The organism is Pseudonocardia charpentierae (assembly GCF_031845345.1).
GTDB classification, from domain to species: Bacteria; Actinomycetota; Actinomycetes; order Mycobacteriales; family Pseudonocardiaceae; genus Pseudonocardia; species Pseudonocardia charpentierae.
In genome coordinates, this window is sequence record NZ_JAVREJ010000018.1 from 80,597 (window position 1) to 98,688 (window position 18,092).

Below are 18,092 nucleotides of genomic sequence, written 5' to 3' on the forward strand. Positions count from 1 at the left end.
GGTGCCGTGGTGAGCCCGACGCCGAGCCAGCCGGCTTCCGAACGGTCCGCTCCGCGGCCTGCCCTCGGCGGGCGGACGGCGTGGCTGGTGCTGACGGTCGGGCAGTTCGCGGCGGTCATCGCGGTACTGCAGAGGTCGTCGCTGGGCGTCGCCACCACCGATGCGCTCGCCCGCTTCGGGATCACGGCGGCCACCCTGGCGGCGTTCTCCATGGTGCAGCTGCTCGTGTACGCGGCGCTCCAGGTACCGGTCGGGGTGCTGATCGACCGGTACGGGTCGCGCCTGCTGATCGTGCTCGGATCACTGATCATGGCCGGGGCACAGACGATCTTCGCGTTCGCTGCGGCCCTGCCCGCCGCGTTCGCCGCCCGGGTGGTGCTCGGGATCGGCGACGCACTGGTGTTCATCAGCGTGATGCGGCTGGTACCCGCGTGGTTCCCGCCGCAGCGCAGCGCGGCGCTCACCAACGCGACCGGCCCGGTCAACCAGCTCGGGTTCGTCCTGTCCGCGGTCGGCTTCGCCTCGGTGCTCGCCGCGGTCGGATGGACGCCCTCCTTCCTGGCTGCCGCAGCCGTCAGCGTCGCGTCTGCGGTGCTGGCGCTGCTGCTGTTGCGCGACTCGCCGCTGGGCAGGCCGCCGCGGGTCCCCCTCCGGCAGGCGCTCGCCGCGGCCGGTCACGGCGTACGGGAGGCGTGGGCGGAGCCCGGCACGCGACTGGGGTTCTGGCTGGGGTTCATGGCCCTGTTCACCGGGATGACCTTCGGGGTGATGTGGGGCTACCCGTTCCTCACCGTGGGGCAGGGCCTCTCCCCTGGCACAGCCGGCGTCCTGATGCTCGGCCTCGCCGTGGCCGGCCTGGTCTACGGCGTGACCCTCGGGACCGTCATGGCGCACCACCCGTACTACCGCAGCCTCATTGCAATCGGCGTGGTGATCGTGGTGGCGGCGATCTGGGCGGTGGTGCTGCTGTGGCCGGGCCGAGCGCCGGTCTGGCTGCTCGTCGTACTGGTGCTGGCCGTGCCGGCCCCCACGATCGGCGCGGTGATGACCTTCGACATCGCGCGCACGTCCAATCCGCCGCGGCGGCTGGGCAGCGCGATCGGCGTGGTCAACGGCGGCGCGTTCCTGGGCACGCTGACGGCGGTGATGGCGATCGGGCTCGTCCTGCAGGTCACCACCCCGGCTGGGTCGACCGACTATTCATTGGACTCGTTCAAGTGGGCCTTCTCGGTCCAGTACGTGCTGTGGGCGATCGGGATCGTGCAGACGCTGCGCTACCGGCGGCGGACGATCCGGGCCCTGATCGCGCGTGACCCCGAGGCCTACGCAGCGCTGCGGCGCGGCGTGCACCTGTCGCCGCCGACCTGAGGAGAGCCGTTTTGACCGACACGAAGCCCGGCCCGATCGTCCTGGGCCGGATCGACGAGTCCTTCCACCAGGTCGCGGCGGCAGTGGTCGAGGAGGTCCTGCTGCGCCTCGGCCACGAGGTGGAGGTGCGGGAAGGGCCGCACCCCGAGATGTACCCCCTGCTCGCCCGCGGCGAGCTGCACCTGTTCGCCGACGCCTGGCTGCCTGGCGGGCACGGCACCTACTGGGAGCAGATCCGCGACCGCGTCGTGGAGGTCGTCCCACTGTTCGACGGGGCGCGGTTCTTCTGGGCCGTCCCGGGCTACGTTCCCGCCGACCTCGTGTCGGCCCTGCCCGACCTCACTCGGCCCGAGGTGACCCGGCGTATGACGACCCTCGTCGTGCAGGGCACCACTCCGGGTGCCGGCCTGACCATGCGCTCCCAGCAGCTCGTGCGCGAGTACGGATTGGACGAGGCCGGTTGGAGCCACGAGATCGGCGACCTGCACGCGGTCATCCGCACGGTCGGCGAGCGGATCGCCGCCGTCGACTGGTTCGTCACCCCGCTGTGGCAGCCGCAGTACCTCAACGACGTCCACGACCTGCGCCCCCTCGACGACCCGCGAGGTGTCTTCCCGCCGCCGGACCGCGCGTCGCTGGTCGCGCACCACGACGCCCTCGACGGGCTGCCCGAGTACACGCGCGAGGTGCTCGGCCGGATCCGGTTCGCCGTCGCCGACGTCAACGCGATGGACGGCGCGGTCAACCTCGACGGCCTCGACCCGTTGGCCGCAGCCCGGCAGTGGATGGGCCGCAGTCCCGGGACCGTACGAAGTTGGCTGGGCTGAGAGGACGAGATGACTCGGATCGAGTGGTATGCAGCGGACAGCGTCTACGACCCGCCGTCGCACGCACAGGGGGTGAAGGTGACCGGGGCGCAGACCCTGCTGTTCATCGCCGGTCAGGTCGCCTTCGACGAGCAGGGCAGCCCCGCCCACGGCCGCGACTTCGCTGCGCAGGCCCGGGAGGTCTTCCGTTCGTTGGAGGCCCAGGTCGAGGCGGGTGGGGCGACACTGCGTGACGTCGTCAAGCTGACCACCTATCTCACCGACATTCGCTACCGGGAAGAACTGAACGCCATCCGGGAGGAGTTCTTCGGGCCGAAACTGCCGGCCCACACGCAGGTGGCGATCGCGGCACTCGGCCGGCCGGAGTGGTTGATCGAGGTCGAGGCCATCGCGGCGCTGTAGAGGAGGCCCAGACCCGGCGGCTACTCGCCCGGACGGCGCCGGGCGGAACGATCGATCACAGTCCCACTCCCGGCAGAACGTGACGCGCGGCGGCCGAGAGGTCGTCGCTCTCCACGTCGATGTCGACGGTGTTGGACTGGGCGGCGATGATCGGGACCTGGCGGGACCGCACCCACTGCGTGTGCGGGTCCACCACGGTGAGGATGTAGCGACCGGTCGGCGGCACCGGAATCCGGTAGTGGCCTGCCAGGTCGGTGCGTACGGTCGCGACGGACTCGCCCGTAGGCCTGGTGACGGAGACGAGCGCCTGCCCGAGCGGTCGGCCCCCCGTCGTGATCGTGCCGCACAGCGAGAGCGGCTCGGTGAGCCGGATGTGCTGCTTCGTGGCCGCGCCGGTGAATTCCAGGATCTCGGACCGGGGAGCCCACCCCTCCGCGGACGACACGACGATGTAGCGGCCGGGGCCGGGGAGCACCACCGAGTAGCTGCCGTCGTTGTCGGCACGGCTCCAGTCGACGGATTCCCCCTCGGTGCTGAGCACGCTGACCACGGCGTGTCTGATCGGACGCCGATCGTCGTGGAGCACCACGCCCCGCACGACGATCTCGTGCTCGCGTCCCTCGCCCTTGACCTCTCCGTCCGGAACGGCCTTTGCCGGCTCGGAGATCCCGGCGCCGGCGGCCAACCGCTGCGGCGGCGGCAAGGCGAAGGCGACGGCCGCGGCAACGAGGGAGGCGACGGCGGCGATCCAGAAGATGTCCTGGAAGGCCTCGAGGGACGGCAGGGTGGCCCCGTCGACATCGATCGTCACCGAGCTGAGGGCCGCGGCCACAGCGGCGCTCGAGGTCGACGTACCGACGGCGCGCAGCAAGGTGTTCAGGCCGTTGGCCGAGGCGGTCTCGGTGATGGGGACGGCACGCATGATCAGGGTGGGCATCGCGGCGTAGCCGATGGCGGTGCCGACCGAGACGATGGTGGCGCCGAGGATGACCTGCCAGACCGCTGCGGTGAGGAACACGCGGGCGACGTATCCGACGGCCAACAGCAGGCATCCGATGATGAGCGTGATCTTCGCGCCGGACCGCCGGATGATTCCGGCCGAGACCGGCGCGAACACCACCATTGCGAGGCTGCTGGGCAGCATGTAGAGCCCGGCGACGACGACGGTGGTGCCGAAGCCGTAGCCGGTGCTCACGGGGAGCTGCAGCTGCTGGGTGGTGGCGAGGAGGTTGCCGAACATCGCGAAGCCCACCAGTAACGACGCGATGTTGGTGAGCAGCACCGGCCTGCGGGTGGAGGTGCGGATGTCGACGATCGGCTGGTTGACGCGCAGCTCGAACGGCACCCAGACCACCAGTATCACCAGAGCCACCAGGAACAGGCCCAGGGTCCGCTCGCTCGTCCAGCCCCAGGTACCGCCCTTGGAGATGGCCAGCAGCAGGCTGGTGAGGGCGACCGACAGGAGGACAGCCCCGAGGTAGTCGAACCGGCCCCGGGTACGGATGGCCGACTCGGGCACGATCACCAGGACGGCGACGATCAGCGCGACGCCGATCGCGGCCGAACCCCAGAAGATGGCTTGCCAGCCCAGGTGCTCATAGATGAGGCCGGACGCCGGGAGCCCGATCCCGCCGCCGATCCCCAGCGTCGCACTCATCAACGCCACGGCGGACGGAACCTTCTCGCGGGGCAGTTCGTCGCGCAGGATGCTGATGCCGACCGGGATGAGTGCAGCGGCGAAGCCCTGCAGTGCCCGGCCGGTCACGACCAGGGCGAAGTTCGGACGCAGCGCGGCGATGACGGACCCGGCGACCATCACCAGCATGCAGACCACCATCATGCGGCGCTTGCCGATCATGTCCGCGAGACGCGAGACGATCGGCGTTGCCACCGCACCGACCAGCAGGGTCGACGTGACCAGCCAGGACGCGTTGCCCGTGGTGGTGCCGAGGATCTCGGGAAAGTCCGGCAGCAACGGCACGACGAGCGTCTGCTGCAGCGCGACGACGGTGCCGGACAGGCACAGGGCCGCCACCATCGCCGAGGTGTTCACGGCCCGGGCGGGCGGTGCTGTGGTGGTGGCGGGAGCGGCCAACGCGGCCTCGCTGAGAGTCGGGAGAACGAGGGTGGATCGGGGACGAACTCTAGGTCACAGCCATCCCCGGCGTCGGAACATCACGGCGAGGACGAATCCCACCACCGCCATGAGCCCGAAGGCGACGGCGTAGCCGAAGCGCCACCCGAGACCGGGGATGTCGTCGAAGTTCATCCCGTAGATGCCGACGATCACGGTCCAGGCGATGCCGATCGTGCCCCACGCGGTGATCTTCCGGACGAACCGGGTTAGCTCTGTGGACACCCTGGTCTGGAGGAGATCGAGCACCTCCTGCAGGTACTCGCGCTCGAGATCCACGGTGTTGCGCAGGTGACTGAAGCCGAGGCGAAGGTCGTTCAGTCGTCGGACGTCCAACCGCATCAACGCTTCCTGCGAGTCGAGGGTGTCGATGAGGTGCACGTAGAGCTCGTGGGTCTGGGCGGCGTTCGTCCTGATGGTCTGCAGGTCGTGGCGCAGCGAGAAGAGATCGTTCAGCACCGCCTCGGCCTTGACCGGGTCGATGCTCATGACGCTCTTCTCGAGCTCGGCCGCACGCGTCGCCGCCTCCGTGACGAGCGACTGCTGGGTACGGAGCATCTGCAACCTGATCGCCGCCACCAGCTCGAAGGCCGATCCCGGACGGAGCCCGCCTGTAGCGAGTCGCTCGCGGATCAGCGTGAGGTCGTGGTGGACCGCGGCGGGGGTCAGCGCCGTGCTGGTCGGCCCCATGACAGTGATCAGCAACGTCGTGTTGAAGAAGATCTTCAGAGGCTGGAAGTACAGTCGGCCGTCCTCTCCCCTGGCCAGCCCGTTGATGGCGCTGTAATAGTGGTCGGCATAGGCGTGCAGCTTGGGTACGGGCATCCGGTTCGAGCAGTCGTCGACGTCGTCGGGCTGCGCTCCGAGGAGATCGGTCAACAGGCACGTGCCCTCGCGGTCCTCGTGCCCGAAATCGATCCACACGATGTCGCTGCTGCTCCCGAGGGTGTGACGGGCGGCCTCGACCGACAGACTCCGCACCCCGCTCGCGGTGACGACGCAGATGTGCACCGCGCCTCTCCCTCGACGGCCGGTCCCGCCCTCCTGCAGGACCGGCGGCACGGCCTATTCCTCGTCGGGCAGGTCCGGTGGCGCGAAGACCACGATCATCTGCAGGTCCTCGGTGACGTTGCTGAACTGGTGGTCCTCGCCGTGGTCGACCGAGATGATGTCACCGGCCTTGACCTCGATCTCCTCGTCGACGACCCGCAGCCGTCCGCGTCCCGCGACGACGAAGTAGACCTCGTCGGCCATGTGCGGTGTCTGCTTGTCCTCGGCACCGACGGGCAGGTTGTACAGCCCGACCGACATGCCGCGCCGGCGCAGGAACTCGTTGTACGGCGACTGCGCTGCCGCGTACTTCTGCTGGAGCTGGTCCAACCCGAAGGTGAGATACGACCCTGCCATCAGTCCTCCTCGTTGTTGTTCGAGCTCGTGGGGCCGATCACGGTCACCCGACCGCCGCGGCCCCTGCTTCGGCGACCCGGACGTCCTGCTCGCTGGATCCGCCGGAAACACCGATCGCGCCGACGGTCCGGCCGTCGGCCACGAGCGGGACCCCGCCGCCGAACACGACGAGCCGGTCGGTCTTGACGATGCCGTGCAGCAAGGCCGGCTCGGACTCGAGCAGGCGCCACCAGTCGCCGGTGGGCAGGCCGCCGAACGCCGCCACCGAGTAGGCCTTGTCCTGGGCGATCTGGACGCACAGGAGTGGCGCCCGGTCCATGCGCGCCATGGAAAGCAGGTGTCCCGCTCCGTCGGTGACGGCAATGCACACGTCGACCGCCTCGGCCTCGGCCTCCTTCAGCGCCGCAGCGATGGCCCGCTGGGCCGCCGCCAGGGTCACCGACGGCGCCATCACGTAGTCGATGGTCATCTCGGCCCTCCGTCGTGTCGGAGCGTCACCCGAGGTCGCCCCCGGCGACGGGGAGACGCGTCCCGGTGATGTAGGACGCCTCGTCCGAGGCCAGGAAGAGGATCGGCGCGACCTCCTCTTCCAACGTCCCGTATCGGTGCATCAGCGACGCGCCGAGGGTCTGGTCGATGTGCGCCTGGAACCAGGCCTTCTGCTGCTCGCTCTGCGGCGCCGGAGTGCCACGGGAGATCTTCCGCGGCGGCGCCTCGATCCCTCCGGGAGCGCTGGCCACGATCCGGATCCCGTGCTCGGCGTACTCCCAGGCCAGAGACGCCGTGAGCGCGTTCACCCCGCCCTTCGCCGCGGAGTAGGGGATGCGATGGATACCGCGCGTGGCCGCCGACGAGACGTTGACGATGGTGCCGCGGCGCTGTTCGACCATGAACGGCAGCACGCCGCGGCAGCACCACATCGTCGGCATCAGCGACCGTTGGATCTCCGCGAGGATCTCCGCCTCGGTGAACTCGACATAGGGCTTGAAGTTGATCGCACCGCCGACGTTGTTGATCAGGATGTCGACGCGACCGAAGTGGTTGCGCGCCGCGGCCATCGCGGTCCTGGCGCCCAGGTAGCGCTCCAGGTCCGAGACGAGGCCGATGGTCTGCGCGCCCTCGGCGGCGAGCTTCTCGCTGACCTCGTACACGAGCTCCGAGCGGTCCACCAGGGCGACCGCACCGCCTTCACGGGCCGCCCTGGTGGCCACCGCCTCCCCGAGGCCCTGTGCCGCGCCGGTGACGACCAGGGCCTTTCCCTCGAACCGACCCGAGAAGATCATCGCGGGCTCGCACTCGCCGGCTTCTCGATACCGGCCCGCATGGTCGCCTTCGCGTGGTCGTTGTGATCGGTGACGATCCGCCGCAACGCCTCGAAGTCGGCACGCTCGAAGGCGTCGACGATGTCGAGGTGGTCCTGGGTGATGTCGCCGACCAGGTCGACCGACGGGGTCAGCACGTGGCCCATGTACTCCTGCACGAGCAGCTTGCGGTAGGCCTCGAGAAGAACCGCGTTCCCCGTGGCCTCGATCGGGAACAGGTGGAAGGCCGAGTTGGATTCCCGGAAGCCGGCGGGATCGGTGAAGTGGCCGTCCTTGATGTGCTGCCCGGTCGCCTCCGCCAGCCGTCGGTACTCGGCGAGCTGCTCGGTCGAGAGCTTCCCCACCACCAGCTGGGCGGCGCCCAGCTCCAACGCCATCCGGGTGTCGAACGCCTCGTCCGAGTCGACGGCCTTGACGTGCGACTCGCCGATCTCGCTGACGACGCCCGTGCCGGAGAACTTCTCGTAGTAGAAGCTCGCCGGCTCGATGCCCTGGTCGGCGAGGTACTTGCGCACCGCGTCCACCATGGGCGGCGGACCACACAGGTAGACGTCGACGAATCCGTCGTTGAGGTGCTCGGGTGTCATGTGATGGGTGACGTAGCCCTTGTTCGGATGGCTGCTCGCCTCCGCCGCCACCACGGTGGTGACCGTGACGTTGGGCATCCGAGCGGCATAACCCTCGAGCTCGTCGACCTTGACCAGGTCGGCGTCGTTGGTGACGCCGAAGATCAGGTGGATCGGGTGCTCGCTGCCGCCGTCCTGCTCGATCTTGTGCAGCATCGACAGGAACGGTGCGAGGCCCGTCCCCCCGGCCAGGAACAGCACCGGCCGCTCGATCTTGCGCAGGTAGAAGCTGCCCAGCGGGCCGTTGAACGAGATCTTGTCGCCGGGCTTGGCGCGGTCGCGCAGGTAGGTCGTCAGAACGCCGTGAGTGGTGTTGCGGATCAGGAAGGAAGCCTCGTCCGCTCCCGGCCCGGAACTGAACGAGAACGAGCGGGCCTGGTCGGTGCCGGGCACCTGGATGTTCACGTACTGCCCGGGAAGGAAGCCGAGCGACGACCGGTCGTCCAGCTTGATGGAGAACCCGAGCGCGGTGTCGGAGAGCACGTCGTTCGAGGCGAGCTCGCCCGTGAAGGTCTGGAGGCTCGTCTTTGCGACGTCCGACGTGGCCGGGATGCGGATGATGCAGTCCGACTTCGGCGTCATCTGGCACGTGAGGACGAAGCCCGCCTCCTCCTCGTCCTCGGTCATCGCCTCGTCGGGAACGTAGTCGCCCAGCTCGTAGTCGCCCGACTCGCAGAAGCTCTTGCACGTACCGCACACCCCGTCCCGACAGTCGAGCGGGATGTTGATGCGCTGGCGGTACGAGGCGTCGGAGACGATCTCGTTCGGCCGGCACTGGATGAAGCGCGTGACCCCGTCTTCGAAGTTGAGCGCTATCTGGAAGCTCATGTCCGCTCTCCCTCGACTAGACGTGGTAGATATCGACCACGTGGTGGATGTAGTCGTTCTTCAGAATCACTTTCTTCTTCTTGATGAGCGGCGCGGCACCGGAGATGTCCAGGGTGTAGAAGGACGTCCCGAAATAGGGGTCGATGTTCTGATAGCGGTAGTACATCGTCAGCCAGTTGAACCGCACCTCCACGAGGTCGCCGTCCTGGCTGACGATCTCGACGTTGGAGATGTTGTGGCCGGTCCGGGGCTCGGGCAGGCTCGTCGCGCTCGACCGGTCGGTCTTGATCCGGAAGACCCGGTCCTCCAGGCCGCCGCGGTTGTTGTAATAGATCAGGGAGATCTCGCTCTCGGGGTCGGTGACGAGGGTGTCGTCGTCGTCCCACGCCGGCATCCAGAACTCGGAGTCGGGCGCGTAGCACTCCAGCCACTTGTCGAACTCGCGGTCGTCGAGGTAGCGCGCCTCGCGATAGAGGAACTGCTCGACCTCGCTCACCGAGATGGCCATGGGTTCTCTCCTAGGAACAGTCGCAGGAAGCGTGAGGGGCGGGACGGGATCAGTTGGTGACGAGGGCCTGGCCGTTGGTCCCGGCCTTGTCCTCCTCCGCCGCCTCGATCTCGAGCCCCCGCTGCAGCGCCTTCTTCCAATAGCCGTGCTGGACGATGAAGAGGCCCTCGTCCTCGGTCCTGACGCCGCTGGACACGGGGTCGAGGCCGAGCGTCTTGGCGTCGTCGTCCGGGCCCTCGATCCAATGATCCGCACCGCGGCTCATGTCGTTCCAGGGCGCCGCGGTGGCCAGGTAGGTCTTCTGGCAGGAACGGAACTCCTCGAGGTCGTCCGGAGTGGCCATGCCGCTGGCGTTGAAGAAGTCCTCGTACTGGCGGATGCGCGCCTTCCGGGCCTCGGCGCTCTCGCCCTTCGGGGCGATGCAGTAGATGGTGACCTCGGTCTTGTCGGGCGCCACCGGGTGGAAGTGCCGGATCTGCGAGCCGAACTGGTCCATGATGTAGACGTTCGGGTAGACGCAGAGATTGCGGGAGTACCGGAGCATCCAGTCCGCGTATGCCTGGCCGTACTGCTGCGCGAACTCGTCGCGCTGGCCCCACAGCGGGCGGTCCTCCGGGTTGCCCCACTCGTTCCAGAGCAGGACGTGGCCCTTCTCCCAGGCGTAGTAACCGCCGCGGAGCTTGCCCCATTGGCCGGCGTCCATCGCCTTGGTCTCGGTGGCCGACTCGCCGGAGCTGCGTCGGGCCGTTGTCGCGGCGTAGTTCCAGTGCACCGCACTGACGTGGTAGCCGTCGGCGCCGTTCTCGGCCTGGACCTTCCAGTTGCCGTCGTAGGTGTAGGTGGACGAGCCGCGCAGCACCTCCACGCCCTCAGGGGACTGGTCGGCGATCATGTCGATGATCTTGGCTGAGCCGCCGAGGTGGTCCTTCAGCTCCGGCACGTCCGGGTTGAGGCTGCCGAACAGGAATCCCCGGTAGGACTCGAACCGCGGAACCTTGGTGAGATCGTGCGAGCCGTCGGTCTTGAACGTCTCCGGGTAGCCCGCACCGCGCGGGTCCTTGACCTTGAGCAGCTTGCCGGCGTTGTTGAACGTCCAGCCGTGGAAGGGGCACGTGAAGGTGGCGCGATTGTCCTTCTTGCGCCGGCAGAGCATCGCACCCTTGTGGCTGCAGGCATTGATGAGCGCATTCAGCTGACCGTTGCGGTCGCGGGTGAGCACGACCGGTTGGCGGCCCATGTTCACCGTCAGGTAGTCGCCGTTGTTCGGTAGCTGGCTCTCGTGGGCCAGGTAGATCCAGTTGCCCTCGAAGATGTAGCGCATCTCGAGCTCGAAGAGGTCGGGATCGGTGTAGGCGTCGCGGCGGCCCCGGTAAACCCCCCGCGCGGCATCGATGTCGAGCGCGTCGCCGACCTTCGCCCTGAGCTCGTCGATGGAGCAGCTGAACGTCATATCCGTTGTCCTCCCGTGGCCGAGTGCGGACCCGTGGTGGCACCCCGGCGAGGCTGTTGTCAGTTCGTCGACCCGCGGTCCGGCCGTGTGGCCCGTTGCGGGACCGTCGCCCGCCGACTCCGGCGGTACCGTCGATCCGGTCCTGCCCCCGCAGGCCGGTCCGCTGTCGTGCCTACAGCGTGGCGACCGACAGAGGACCTTCGCGCTGGGAGAACGCCTAGTGCTGGCCCAGGCGCCGGAACCGGACCGGGAATGCCGGGTACCTCGGGGGTCAGGAGCCCCCGTCAGTGCCCTGACGGCGACCCGCGGAGGTCGGAGGTCACGTCGTCGCGGAAGCGGGAGGCCAACTCCGCCCGCGAGCTGACACCCAACTTCGCGTAGACGTGCGTCAGATGGAACTGCACCGTCTTGATGCTGATGAACAACTCCGACGCGACGTGTCGATTGCTCATTCCCACCGCCACCAGCCGCGCCACTGCCAACTCCTGCGCCGTCAACCGCGACGGATCGAGGGCATTCCGCTTCGCCGGCGCCAGTCCACACGCCGCCAGCTCTTGCTCGGCCCGCTCCACGTACGGTCGCGCCCGCAGCCCCCCGAGCCGCTCCCGCGCCGCCGACAACTTCTTCGCCGCCGCCCGGCGCTGCCCCGCCCGCCGCAGCACCTGCCCGTGGGCCAGGTCCAGCAGCGCCCTCTCGAACGGCGCCACCACTCCTTCCAACGACTCGGCCGCGCGACCGAACGCCGCCTCCGCCTCCGGCAACCGCCCCCGCGCCGCTTCCAACCGGCCCCGGACCCGTGCCAACCGCGCCACCGTCGACCACCGCCCGCGCGCTGCTGCGAACTCCTCGTGGGGCGCCAGGAACACCTCCGCCTCCCCCAGCCGCCCCGCGCTCACCAGCGCATCCACGAACACGTCCTGCCAGGGCCAGAACCCCGACTCGTCCACTCCCGCCTGCTCGACCAACTCCGCCACCGGGCCCAACGCCCGCAACACGCCCACGTGATCACCGCGAGCCGCCGGGACCAACGCCCGCGCCGTCCCGGCCGACGCCACCATCAACTCGTAATCCCCCGGGCCGGCGACCGCCGCCGCGGCGTGCTCCTCCGCTGCCGCCCACTCCCCGCGCGCCGCGGGAACCGCTGCCGCCGCGCACCGCGCCAACGGCCGCAGCCAGTCGTGCCCCGACTCCGTCACCAGCGACACCGCCCGCTCGGCGTCCGCCGCCGCGTCGTCCCACGCCCCGACCGCGACGCTCGCGCGCACCGACCACATGTAGGACCACACCGCGAACCACACCGAGCCCGCCCGCGTCGGCTCGTGTGCGGCACAGGCGACGGCCGCGCGCGCTGCGACCTCGTCGACATCGAGCGCGAGCGTCGCCCCAGCCCGGGCGGCCAGCGCGTCGTCCACGGTCGGCGCGCGATGCGGGGCAGGGGGCCACCCGATCCAGCCCAGTCCGAGGCCGAGCAGGGCCAGGGCCTCCACCCGCACCGGGTCGTCCGGGCCCGCGAGCTCCAGCGCCAGCCGGGCCCACTCCACCACCTCCACGCCCCGGAGCCGCGCCGCCCCGTGCAGCGCCAACCGCTGAGCGATCAGCGTGGCCACCTCGGGGGCGGCCTGGTCACGACCGGTCCAGGCGGCATGTAGCGAGCCGTGCGCCTCGGCGGCCCGGCCCTGCACGAGCGCGATGTACCCGCTGGTCACGTCGCGCATCGGGCCGTGCGCCGCCGTCGTCCCCAGGTCCCGGGTCACTGTGCCGGTGACCGCGCCCGCGTCACCCAGGAGGCCGACGGCCCGCAGCAGCCGCTGCTCGCGCTGCGCCCGGCGCGCGCTGAGCCGTCCGGACTCCAGCAGCGCCCACGCAGCCTCCCGCCACTGCCCGGCAGTGCGCGAGCGGTCGGAGAAGCGCTGCAACTCGTCCGCCAGAGTGTCGTCGGGTGGCTGGGTCGCCGCTGCCCGGTGATGCAGGGCCGCCTGCTCGTCGTCCACGAGCAGCGCCGCCTCCCGGTGCAACCGCAGCCGCCGCACGGGCGTCAACTGCCCGTACACCGCCGCCCGCACGAGCGGATCGGCGAACGCCAGGCGCCCGGGACTGGCGCACGCGGACGCGTCGAGCAGTCCGGCGGCGCACGCCTCCTCCACCTCGCCGAGCGGCCCGTCCACGTCGGCCAAGGTGGCTGAGGTGGCCAGCGTGGCGCCGTCACCGACCACGGCGGCGGCCTCGACGAAGCGCCGCGCGCGGTCGCTGCAGGCCGCGAGCCGCCGGCCGATCATCCGGCTGAACACCCGGGGGCGGGCAGCACGGGCTCCCAGCCCTGCCAGTGGTCGGCCGGTGTCTCCATCAGCAACGCGAGCACGTGGCGGGGATTTCCCAGGGTGTGGGCGCACAGGCGGTGCGCCACCAATCCCGGGACCGGCGACCCGGTCGCGGCGGCGGCCAGCGCCTGGACGTCGGTCGGCTTGAGCCGACCGACCTCGACGGTGATGCCGGTGTGCCCTTCGGCGAGCCGCCCGAGCCCGGCGGGCAGGCGGGCCTCGTCCGGCGGCACCACCAGGATCGTCAGCACGGGATACGCGCCCAACCTGCGCACCGCGAACAGCAGCGCTCGTAATGAGTCCACGTCCGCCCAGTGCGCATCGTCGACCACGACCACCACCGGTCCCGCGACGCTGCTCCTGATCAACGCAGCGAGAATCAGGCGGCCCACCACGATCGGTTCCTCGACCGGCAGCACCCGCTCGATGTGCGCCAGGAGCGCGCCTCCCCCGAGACCCATGGACCCGAAGAGCTGGTCCACCAGGGCGTAGGAGATGGTGGCCTCGCCCTCGTCGCCACTGCCGCGTACCGCTGTCAGGTGCGGGTGGTCGTCGAGGAATCTGCGGACCAGCGCGGTCTTGCCGATCCCCGGAGCCCCCCGCACCAGCGCGATGCGGGCACCGTCGGTACGCACCTGCGCGAGCAGCGTGTCCAGGACGCCGAGTTCGTGCTCGCGCCCGACGAACGCCTCATCCCGCGGTGTTGCCCGGCACGCGGGGCGCAGTGGCGGAGGGGCGCCGGGAATCGTGTCGGCCGGCCCGGAATTCGTGGTTCCGCTCGCCGAACGTGGGGCACCGCGCATGGTTCGTCCGATCGTCGTCGGTCGGCGGTGCTCCCAGCTTGAACGCCGCACGACGCTCGCGGCCAGACTTTCCGGTGAACGGGACGCACCCGGATCGGCGAGCGGTCCGTCCGCCGGCCCGGGCCTGACCTGGGCGATCAGCCGGGGCGAAGCGCACACCGACTGTCCTACGTTGGCCGTCCGGAGCGGAGCGACGTCCGGGTCTACCGAGGCGGGGTCGAGTGTGACGCTGGAACGAGGGAAAGCCGACCCGGCGCTGATCGAGCGTCCGCCACATCCGCTGACCGGTCCGCGCCGTGTGGGGCGCGACCTGGGGTTGCTCTACGCAGCCAACGGCGTGATCGGGCTGATCTTCGCGGCCACCGGTCCCGTCGCCGTGATCCTGGCGGTCGGGACCCAGGGCGGCCTGACGCAGGCCGAGCTCGCGTCGTGGGTCTTCGGCGTCTTCTTCCTCAATGGACTGCTGACCGTGGCGGCGTGCTGGGTGTACCGCCAGCCGCTCGCGTTCTTCTGGACGATCCCCGGGACGGTTCTCGTCGGGCCGGCGCTCGGCCATCTGCGCTGGCCCGAGGTCGTCGGAGCGTTCTTCGCCACCGGGGTGCTCATGCTCGTCCTCGGCCTGACCGGCTGGGTGCGGCGGGTCATGGATCTCATCCCGATGCCGATCGTCATGGGCATGGTCGCCGGGGTCTTCCTGCGTTTCGGCACCGACCTCGTACGCGCCCTCGGCTCCGACGTCGCGGTGGCCGCTCCGATGGTGCTGGTGTTCCTGCTGCTGAGTGCCCGGGCGGCGCTCGGCAGGTGGATTCCGCCCATCATCGGCGCGCTGGTCGTGGGAGCGGTGGCCGTCGCACTGTCGGGCCGGTTCGCTCCGGGGCCGACGGCGACGCAGTGGATCGTGGCCCCGGTACTCCAGGTTCCGCAGTGGTCCGTGCAGGCCATGGTCGAGCTGGTCGTCCCTCTCGCGATAACCGTCCTCGTCGTGCAGAACGGCCAGGGCGTCGCCGTGCTCCGCGCCGCCGGCCACGACGCACCGGTCAACGTGATCACGATCGCGTGCGGGGCCTGGTCCGTGCTCGCCGCCGGGGTGGGGGCGGTGTCGACCTGCCTGACCGGCCCCACCAATGCGCTGCTCACGGCGTCCGGTGAGCGGTCCCGCCACTACACCGCCGGTGTCGTCTGCGGTCTGCTCGCGACGGCCTTCGGGCTCCTCGCCCCGCTGTTCACCCGGCTGATGCTCGCCACACCGCCGGCCTTCATCGCCGTGCTCGCCGGGCTGGCCATGCTCCGGGTGCTGCAGGCGGCGTTCGTCACCGCGTTCAGCACCCGGTTCAGCCTCGGCGCGCTGATCACCTTCGTCGTCACCGTCGCCGACGTCACGGTGCTCAACATCGGGGCGGCGTTCTGGGGGCTCGTCGCAGGGATCGTCGTCTCGCTGCTGCTCGAGCGTCCCCATTTCACGAAGCCGACCGCCTGAGGGCGGTCCGCTCCCGTCGACCGTCCGGTCGGCCCCGTTACCGCGGCGCGGCGGTCTCGGCCCGTGCGAGCTCGTCGCCCAGCTCGTTCGCCGCGTCCACCCCGATGGCATCCACGAGCGCAGGCAGAACCTCGCTCTCCTCCTCGTCGAGGTGCTCCCAGACCTCCGTCGCGAGCTTGGTCACCAGGTGGTGGAACGTGGCCTCCGCGCCGGAGAGGTCGGCGATCTCCCTGCCCGTCCGCTCGACCTGGTCCAGCCCCAGGATCCCGAGGTCGACCATGGAGTCGCCGTCGGGAACGTCCCTGCTGAGCCGCGGATAGAGCACCTCCCGCCGCGCCGCGGCGTGGGCGGCCAACCGCTGCAGGATCTGGTCGGCGAGCCTGCGACGCTCCCCCGGATCGAGTTCGGCCTCCAGGCGGCCGAAGTCGGCCTCCAGCTCGCGGCCCTCGGCGGCGACCACCTCCATCAAGCGGTTGCCCTGCTCTCCACCGGACGTCGTCATCGGCCGCTCCTTTCTCCGGCTCCGACCCTCCAAGGCGGCCCCGAGGACCTCAACGGTCTTTCCGTCCAACGGGACGGAGAATTGCCCGCGGTGCCGACGTCTACCCACCCTGGGGCTGCGAGCGGCTGGAGGCGGCGCCATGCAGTACTTCCTGGACGGCTACCGGAAGGGCGACCCGAGGATCCGGCTCGCAGCGGACGGCAGGACGGACGATCAGCCCGATCTGCCGCAGGAGGTCGACGTCCTCATCGTCGGCACCGGTCCGGCGGGGCTGCTCCTCGCAGCTCAGCTGTCCGAGTTCCCGGACATCGTGACCCGCGTCGTGGAGAGGGCACCCGGCCCGTTGGAGGTCGGCCGCGCGGACGGTGTGAGCTGCAGGACCGTCGAGACGTTCGAGGCCTTCGGCCTGGCCGAGCGGATGACGGCCGAGGCGTACTGGGTCAATCAGACCAACTTCTGGGGCCCCGATCCGCAGGATCCGGCTCGCATCAAGCGCTTCGGACGCGTGCAGGACGTCCGCGACGGGCTCTCGGAATTTCCGCACGTCATCGTGAACCAGGCCCGGTTGGGCGACTTCCTTCTGGAGTACGCACGGAACTCCCCGAGCCGCCTGAAGGTCGACTACGGGCACGAGGTCGTCGCGCTGCAGGCCTCGAAGACCGACGACGAGCCGGTGCTGGTGACGATCCGTCGCAGCGGCGACGACACCGAGGTCACCGTCGAGGCGAAGTACGTCGTCGGTTGCGACGGTGCCCGCAGTACCGTGCGCGAGTCCATCGGTCGCACACCGCAGGGCGCGGGCCAGGACAAAGCCTGGGGTGTCATGGACCTCCTGGCGACGACCGACTTCCCCGACATCCGGTTCAAGGCCACGATCCAGTCCGGCAGCGGCGGCAACATCCTGCTCATCCCCCGCGAGGGCGGCTACATGGTGCGCCTCTACGTGGACATGGGTGAGATCGCCGCCGACACCCGGCTCACCTCGGACGACATCCTCGACGAGGCCCGGAGTGTGCTGGCTCCGTACACGCTCGAGGCCCGGGAGATCGTCTGGTTCTCGGTGTACCGGGTCGGCCACCGGGTGACCGACAGGTTCGACGACGTCGACGACGACAAGATCGGCACCCGCGCACCACGCGTCTTCATCGCCGGCGACGCCTGCCACACCCACACCGCCAAAGCCGGCCAAGGCATGAACGTGTCCATGCAGGACACCTTCAACCTCGGATGGAAGCTCGCCGCCGTGCTGCAGGGGCGCAGCCCGGGGGCGCTGCTCGACACCTACTCCCTCGAACGTAAGAAGATTGCCGAAGACCTCATCGCCATGGACACCCGGTGGTCGAAGGCGATCGGCGGAGCCGGACGGGTCGACTCCGACGACCCCGCCGAGGCCATGGCCGGGTTCGCCGAGGTCCAGCGCCAGTTCGTCACCAACGGCGAGTTCACCGCAGGGCTCGCCACCCACTACCCACCCGGGCTGCTCACCGGCGACGACACCCACCTCCACCTGGCCACCGGCTACCCGCCGGGACGTCGGTTCAAGTCGGCCGAGGTCATCCGCCTCGCCGACGCCAGGCGCCTCCACCTCGGGCACGTGCACCGCGCCGACGGCCGGTGGCGGCTCTACGCCTTCGCCGACGCCGTCGACCCCCGCACCCGCGGGTCGCGCTTCCTCGAACTCGTCGAGTTCCTCGCCGGCGACGACTCCCCGATCCACCGCTTCACACCTGCAGGCTGGGACGTGGACGCGGTCTTCGACGTCCGCGGGATCGTCCAGCAGTCCCACCTCGACGTCGAGTGGGCCGACATCCACGACTTCCTCAAACCGCGCAAGGGCAGGCTCGGCCTCGTCGACCCCGAGAAGGTGTTCAACCCCGTCGACGACGTCGACAAGGACATCTTCGACCTCCGCGGCGTCGACCGCGGAGCCGGCGCCCTCGTGGTTGTCCGACCCGACCAGTACGTCTCCCTGGTGCTGCCGCTCGACGGCTACGAGGAGCTGACGGAGTTCTTCGGGCGGTTCATGAAGAACGAAATCGGCTGAGCGAAACCTGTTCGTCGCGACGTCGGGTGCGGACCGTGTCGGCACCCGGCGTACTGGCCGCCGTCCACGCCCACCA

Annotated in this window: 16 protein-coding genes; 5 read left to right on the plus strand and 11 right to left on the minus strand. The window is 69.9% G+C overall.

Annotation, left to right across the window (positions count from 1 at the left end; translation table 11 throughout):
• Positions 1-9: 9 nt before the first annotated feature.
• Genes RM445_RS23040 through RM445_RS23050 form a run of 3 tightly spaced genes read left to right on the plus strand, consistent with a single transcriptional unit; the run spans position 10 to position 2,597 of the window.
• Positions 10-1,368 carry an MFS transporter gene (locus RM445_RS23040; RefSeq protein WP_311558911.1) on the plus strand — a complete coding sequence of 453 codons (1,359 nt, stop codon included), beginning with the start codon at positions 10-12 and terminating at the stop codon, positions 1,366-1,368.
• A gap of 11 nt (positions 1,369-1,379) precedes the next feature.
• On the plus strand, positions 1,380-2,195 hold the full coding sequence (locus RM445_RS23045; RefSeq protein ID WP_311558912.1) for a glycine betaine ABC transporter substrate-binding protein: 816 nt from the start codon (positions 1,380-1,382) through the stop codon (positions 2,193-2,195).
• 9 nt (positions 2,196-2,204) lie between these two features.
• Entirely contained in the window at positions 2,205-2,597 is a 393-nt protein-coding gene (locus tag RM445_RS23050) for a RidA family protein (protein ID WP_311558913.1), read from the plus strand.
• Positions 2,598-2,652: 55 nt separating this feature from the next.
• On the opposite strand, the gene RM445_RS23055 is transcribed toward RM445_RS23050, so the two are convergent.
• The 10 genes from RM445_RS23055 to RM445_RS23100 all read right to left on the minus strand — a co-directional run bounded on the left by RM445_RS23055 (position 2,653) and on the right by RM445_RS23100 (position 13,993).
• Complete coding sequence (locus tag RM445_RS23055; RefSeq protein ID WP_311558914.1) at positions 2,653-4,692, minus strand: MFS transporter; 2,040 nt, start codon at positions 4,690-4,692, stop codon at positions 2,653-2,655.
• A 54-nt stretch (positions 4,693-4,746) separates the two neighbouring features.
• On the minus strand, positions 4,747-5,793 hold the full coding sequence (locus RM445_RS23060; protein WP_311558915.1) for a CorA family divalent cation transporter: 1,047 nt from the start codon (positions 5,791-5,793) through the stop codon (positions 4,747-4,749).
• A gap of 3 nt (positions 5,794-5,796) precedes the next feature.
• Entirely contained in the window at positions 5,797-6,138 is a 342-nt protein-coding gene (locus RM445_RS23065; RefSeq protein WP_311558916.1) for a cupin domain-containing protein, read from the minus strand.
• A 43-nt stretch (positions 6,139-6,181) separates the two neighbouring features.
• Positions 6,182-6,607, minus strand: coding sequence for a GlcG/HbpS family heme-binding protein (locus tag RM445_RS23070; protein WP_311558917.1), 426 nt, complete (start codon positions 6,605-6,607; stop codon positions 6,182-6,184).
• Positions 6,608-6,632: 25 nt separating this feature from the next.
• Positions 6,633-7,421 carry a benzoate diol dehydrogenase BenD gene (benD, locus tag RM445_RS23075; protein ID WP_311558918.1) on the minus strand — a complete coding sequence of 263 codons (789 nt, stop codon included), beginning with the start codon at positions 7,419-7,421 and terminating at the stop codon, positions 6,633-6,635.
• On the minus strand, positions 7,418-8,914 hold the full coding sequence (gene benC, locus RM445_RS23080; RefSeq protein WP_311558919.1) for a benzoate 1,2-dioxygenase electron transfer component BenC: 1,497 nt from the start codon (positions 8,912-8,914) through the stop codon (positions 7,418-7,420). The genes benD and benC overlap by 4 nt, the downstream gene beginning before the upstream one ends.
• A gap of 16 nt (positions 8,915-8,930) precedes the next feature.
• A complete protein-coding gene (gene benB / locus RM445_RS23085) occupies positions 8,931-9,422 on the minus strand; it encodes a benzoate 1,2-dioxygenase small subunit (protein ID WP_311558920.1) in 492 nt (163 codons plus the stop codon).
• Positions 9,423-9,471: 49 nt separating this feature from the next.
• Entirely contained in the window at positions 9,472-10,872 is a 1,401-nt protein-coding gene (benA, locus tag RM445_RS23090; RefSeq protein WP_311558921.1) for a benzoate 1,2-dioxygenase large subunit, read from the minus strand.
• A gap of 284 nt (positions 10,873-11,156) precedes the next feature.
• Positions 11,157-13,148 (minus strand): LuxR C-terminal-related transcriptional regulator, encoded by a 1,992-nt coding sequence (locus RM445_RS23095; protein WP_311558922.1) that lies wholly within the window; start codon positions 13,146-13,148, stop codon positions 11,157-11,159.
• Positions 13,145-13,993: an ATP-binding protein gene (locus RM445_RS23100; protein ID WP_311558923.1), complete on the minus strand. Its 849-nt coding sequence runs from the start codon at positions 13,991-13,993 to the stop codon at positions 13,145-13,147. Before RM445_RS23100 ends, RM445_RS23095 begins: the two co-directional genes overlap by 4 nt.
• A 223-nt stretch (positions 13,994-14,216) precedes the next feature.
• Between RM445_RS23100 and RM445_RS23105 the strand changes: the two genes are divergently transcribed.
• Positions 14,217-15,470, plus strand: a complete 1,254-nt coding sequence (locus RM445_RS23105) for a benzoate/H(+) symporter BenE family transporter (protein ID WP_311558924.1) — start codon at positions 14,217-14,219, stop codon at positions 15,468-15,470.
• A 37-nt stretch (positions 15,471-15,507) separates the two neighbouring features.
• Here RM445_RS23105 and RM445_RS23110 read toward each other — a convergent pair whose 3' ends face one another.
• A complete protein-coding gene (locus tag RM445_RS23110) occupies positions 15,508-15,972 on the minus strand; it encodes a hemerythrin domain-containing protein (RefSeq protein ID WP_311558925.1) in 465 nt (154 codons plus the stop codon).
• Between the two features lie 139 nt (positions 15,973-16,111).
• Between RM445_RS23110 and RM445_RS23115 the strand changes: the two genes are divergently transcribed.
• Complete coding sequence (locus RM445_RS23115) at positions 16,112-18,016, plus strand: FAD-dependent monooxygenase (RefSeq protein ID WP_311558926.1); 1,905 nt, start codon at positions 16,112-16,114, stop codon at positions 18,014-18,016.
• Positions 18,017-18,092: the final 76 nt, after the last annotated feature.

Coding starts and splice junctions, on each gene's coding strand:
- RM445_RS23070 (WP_311558917.1), bottom strand. CDS start 6,607: ATGACCATCGACTACGTGATGGCGCCGTCGGTGACCCTGGCGGCGGCC.
- RM445_RS23095 (WP_311558922.1), bottom strand. CDS start 13,148: ATGATCGGCCGGCGGCTCGCGGCCTGCAGCGACCGCGCGCGGCGCTTC.
- RM445_RS23065 (WP_311558916.1), bottom strand. CDS start 6,138: ATGGCAGGGTCGTATCTCACCTTCGGGTTGGACCAGCTCCAGCAGAAG.
- benD (WP_311558918.1), bottom strand. CDS start 7,421: ATGATCTTCTCGGGTCGGTTCGAGGGAAAGGCCCTGGTCGTCACCGGC.
- RM445_RS23115 (WP_311558926.1), top strand. CDS start 16,112: ATGCAGTACTTCCTGGACGGCTACCGGAAGGGCGACCCGAGGATCCGG.
- RM445_RS23100 (WP_311558923.1), bottom strand. CDS start 13,993: ATGCGCGGTGCCCCACGTTCGGCGAGCGGAACCACGAATTCCGGGCCG.
- RM445_RS23110 (WP_311558925.1), bottom strand. CDS start 15,972: ATGACGACGTCCGGTGGAGAGCAGGGCAACCGCTTGATGGAGGTGGTC.
- benB (WP_311558920.1), bottom strand. CDS start 9,422: ATGGCCATCTCGGTGAGCGAGGTCGAGCAGTTCCTCTATCGCGAGGCG.
- benC (WP_311558919.1), bottom strand. CDS start 8,914: ATGAGCTTCCAGATAGCGCTCAACTTCGAAGACGGGGTCACGCGCTTC.
- RM445_RS23050 (WP_311558913.1), top strand. CDS start 2,205: ATGACTCGGATCGAGTGGTATGCAGCGGACAGCGTCTACGACCCGCCG.
- benA (WP_311558921.1), bottom strand. CDS start 10,872: ATGACGTTCAGCTGCTCCATCGACGAGCTCAGGGCGAAGGTCGGCGAC.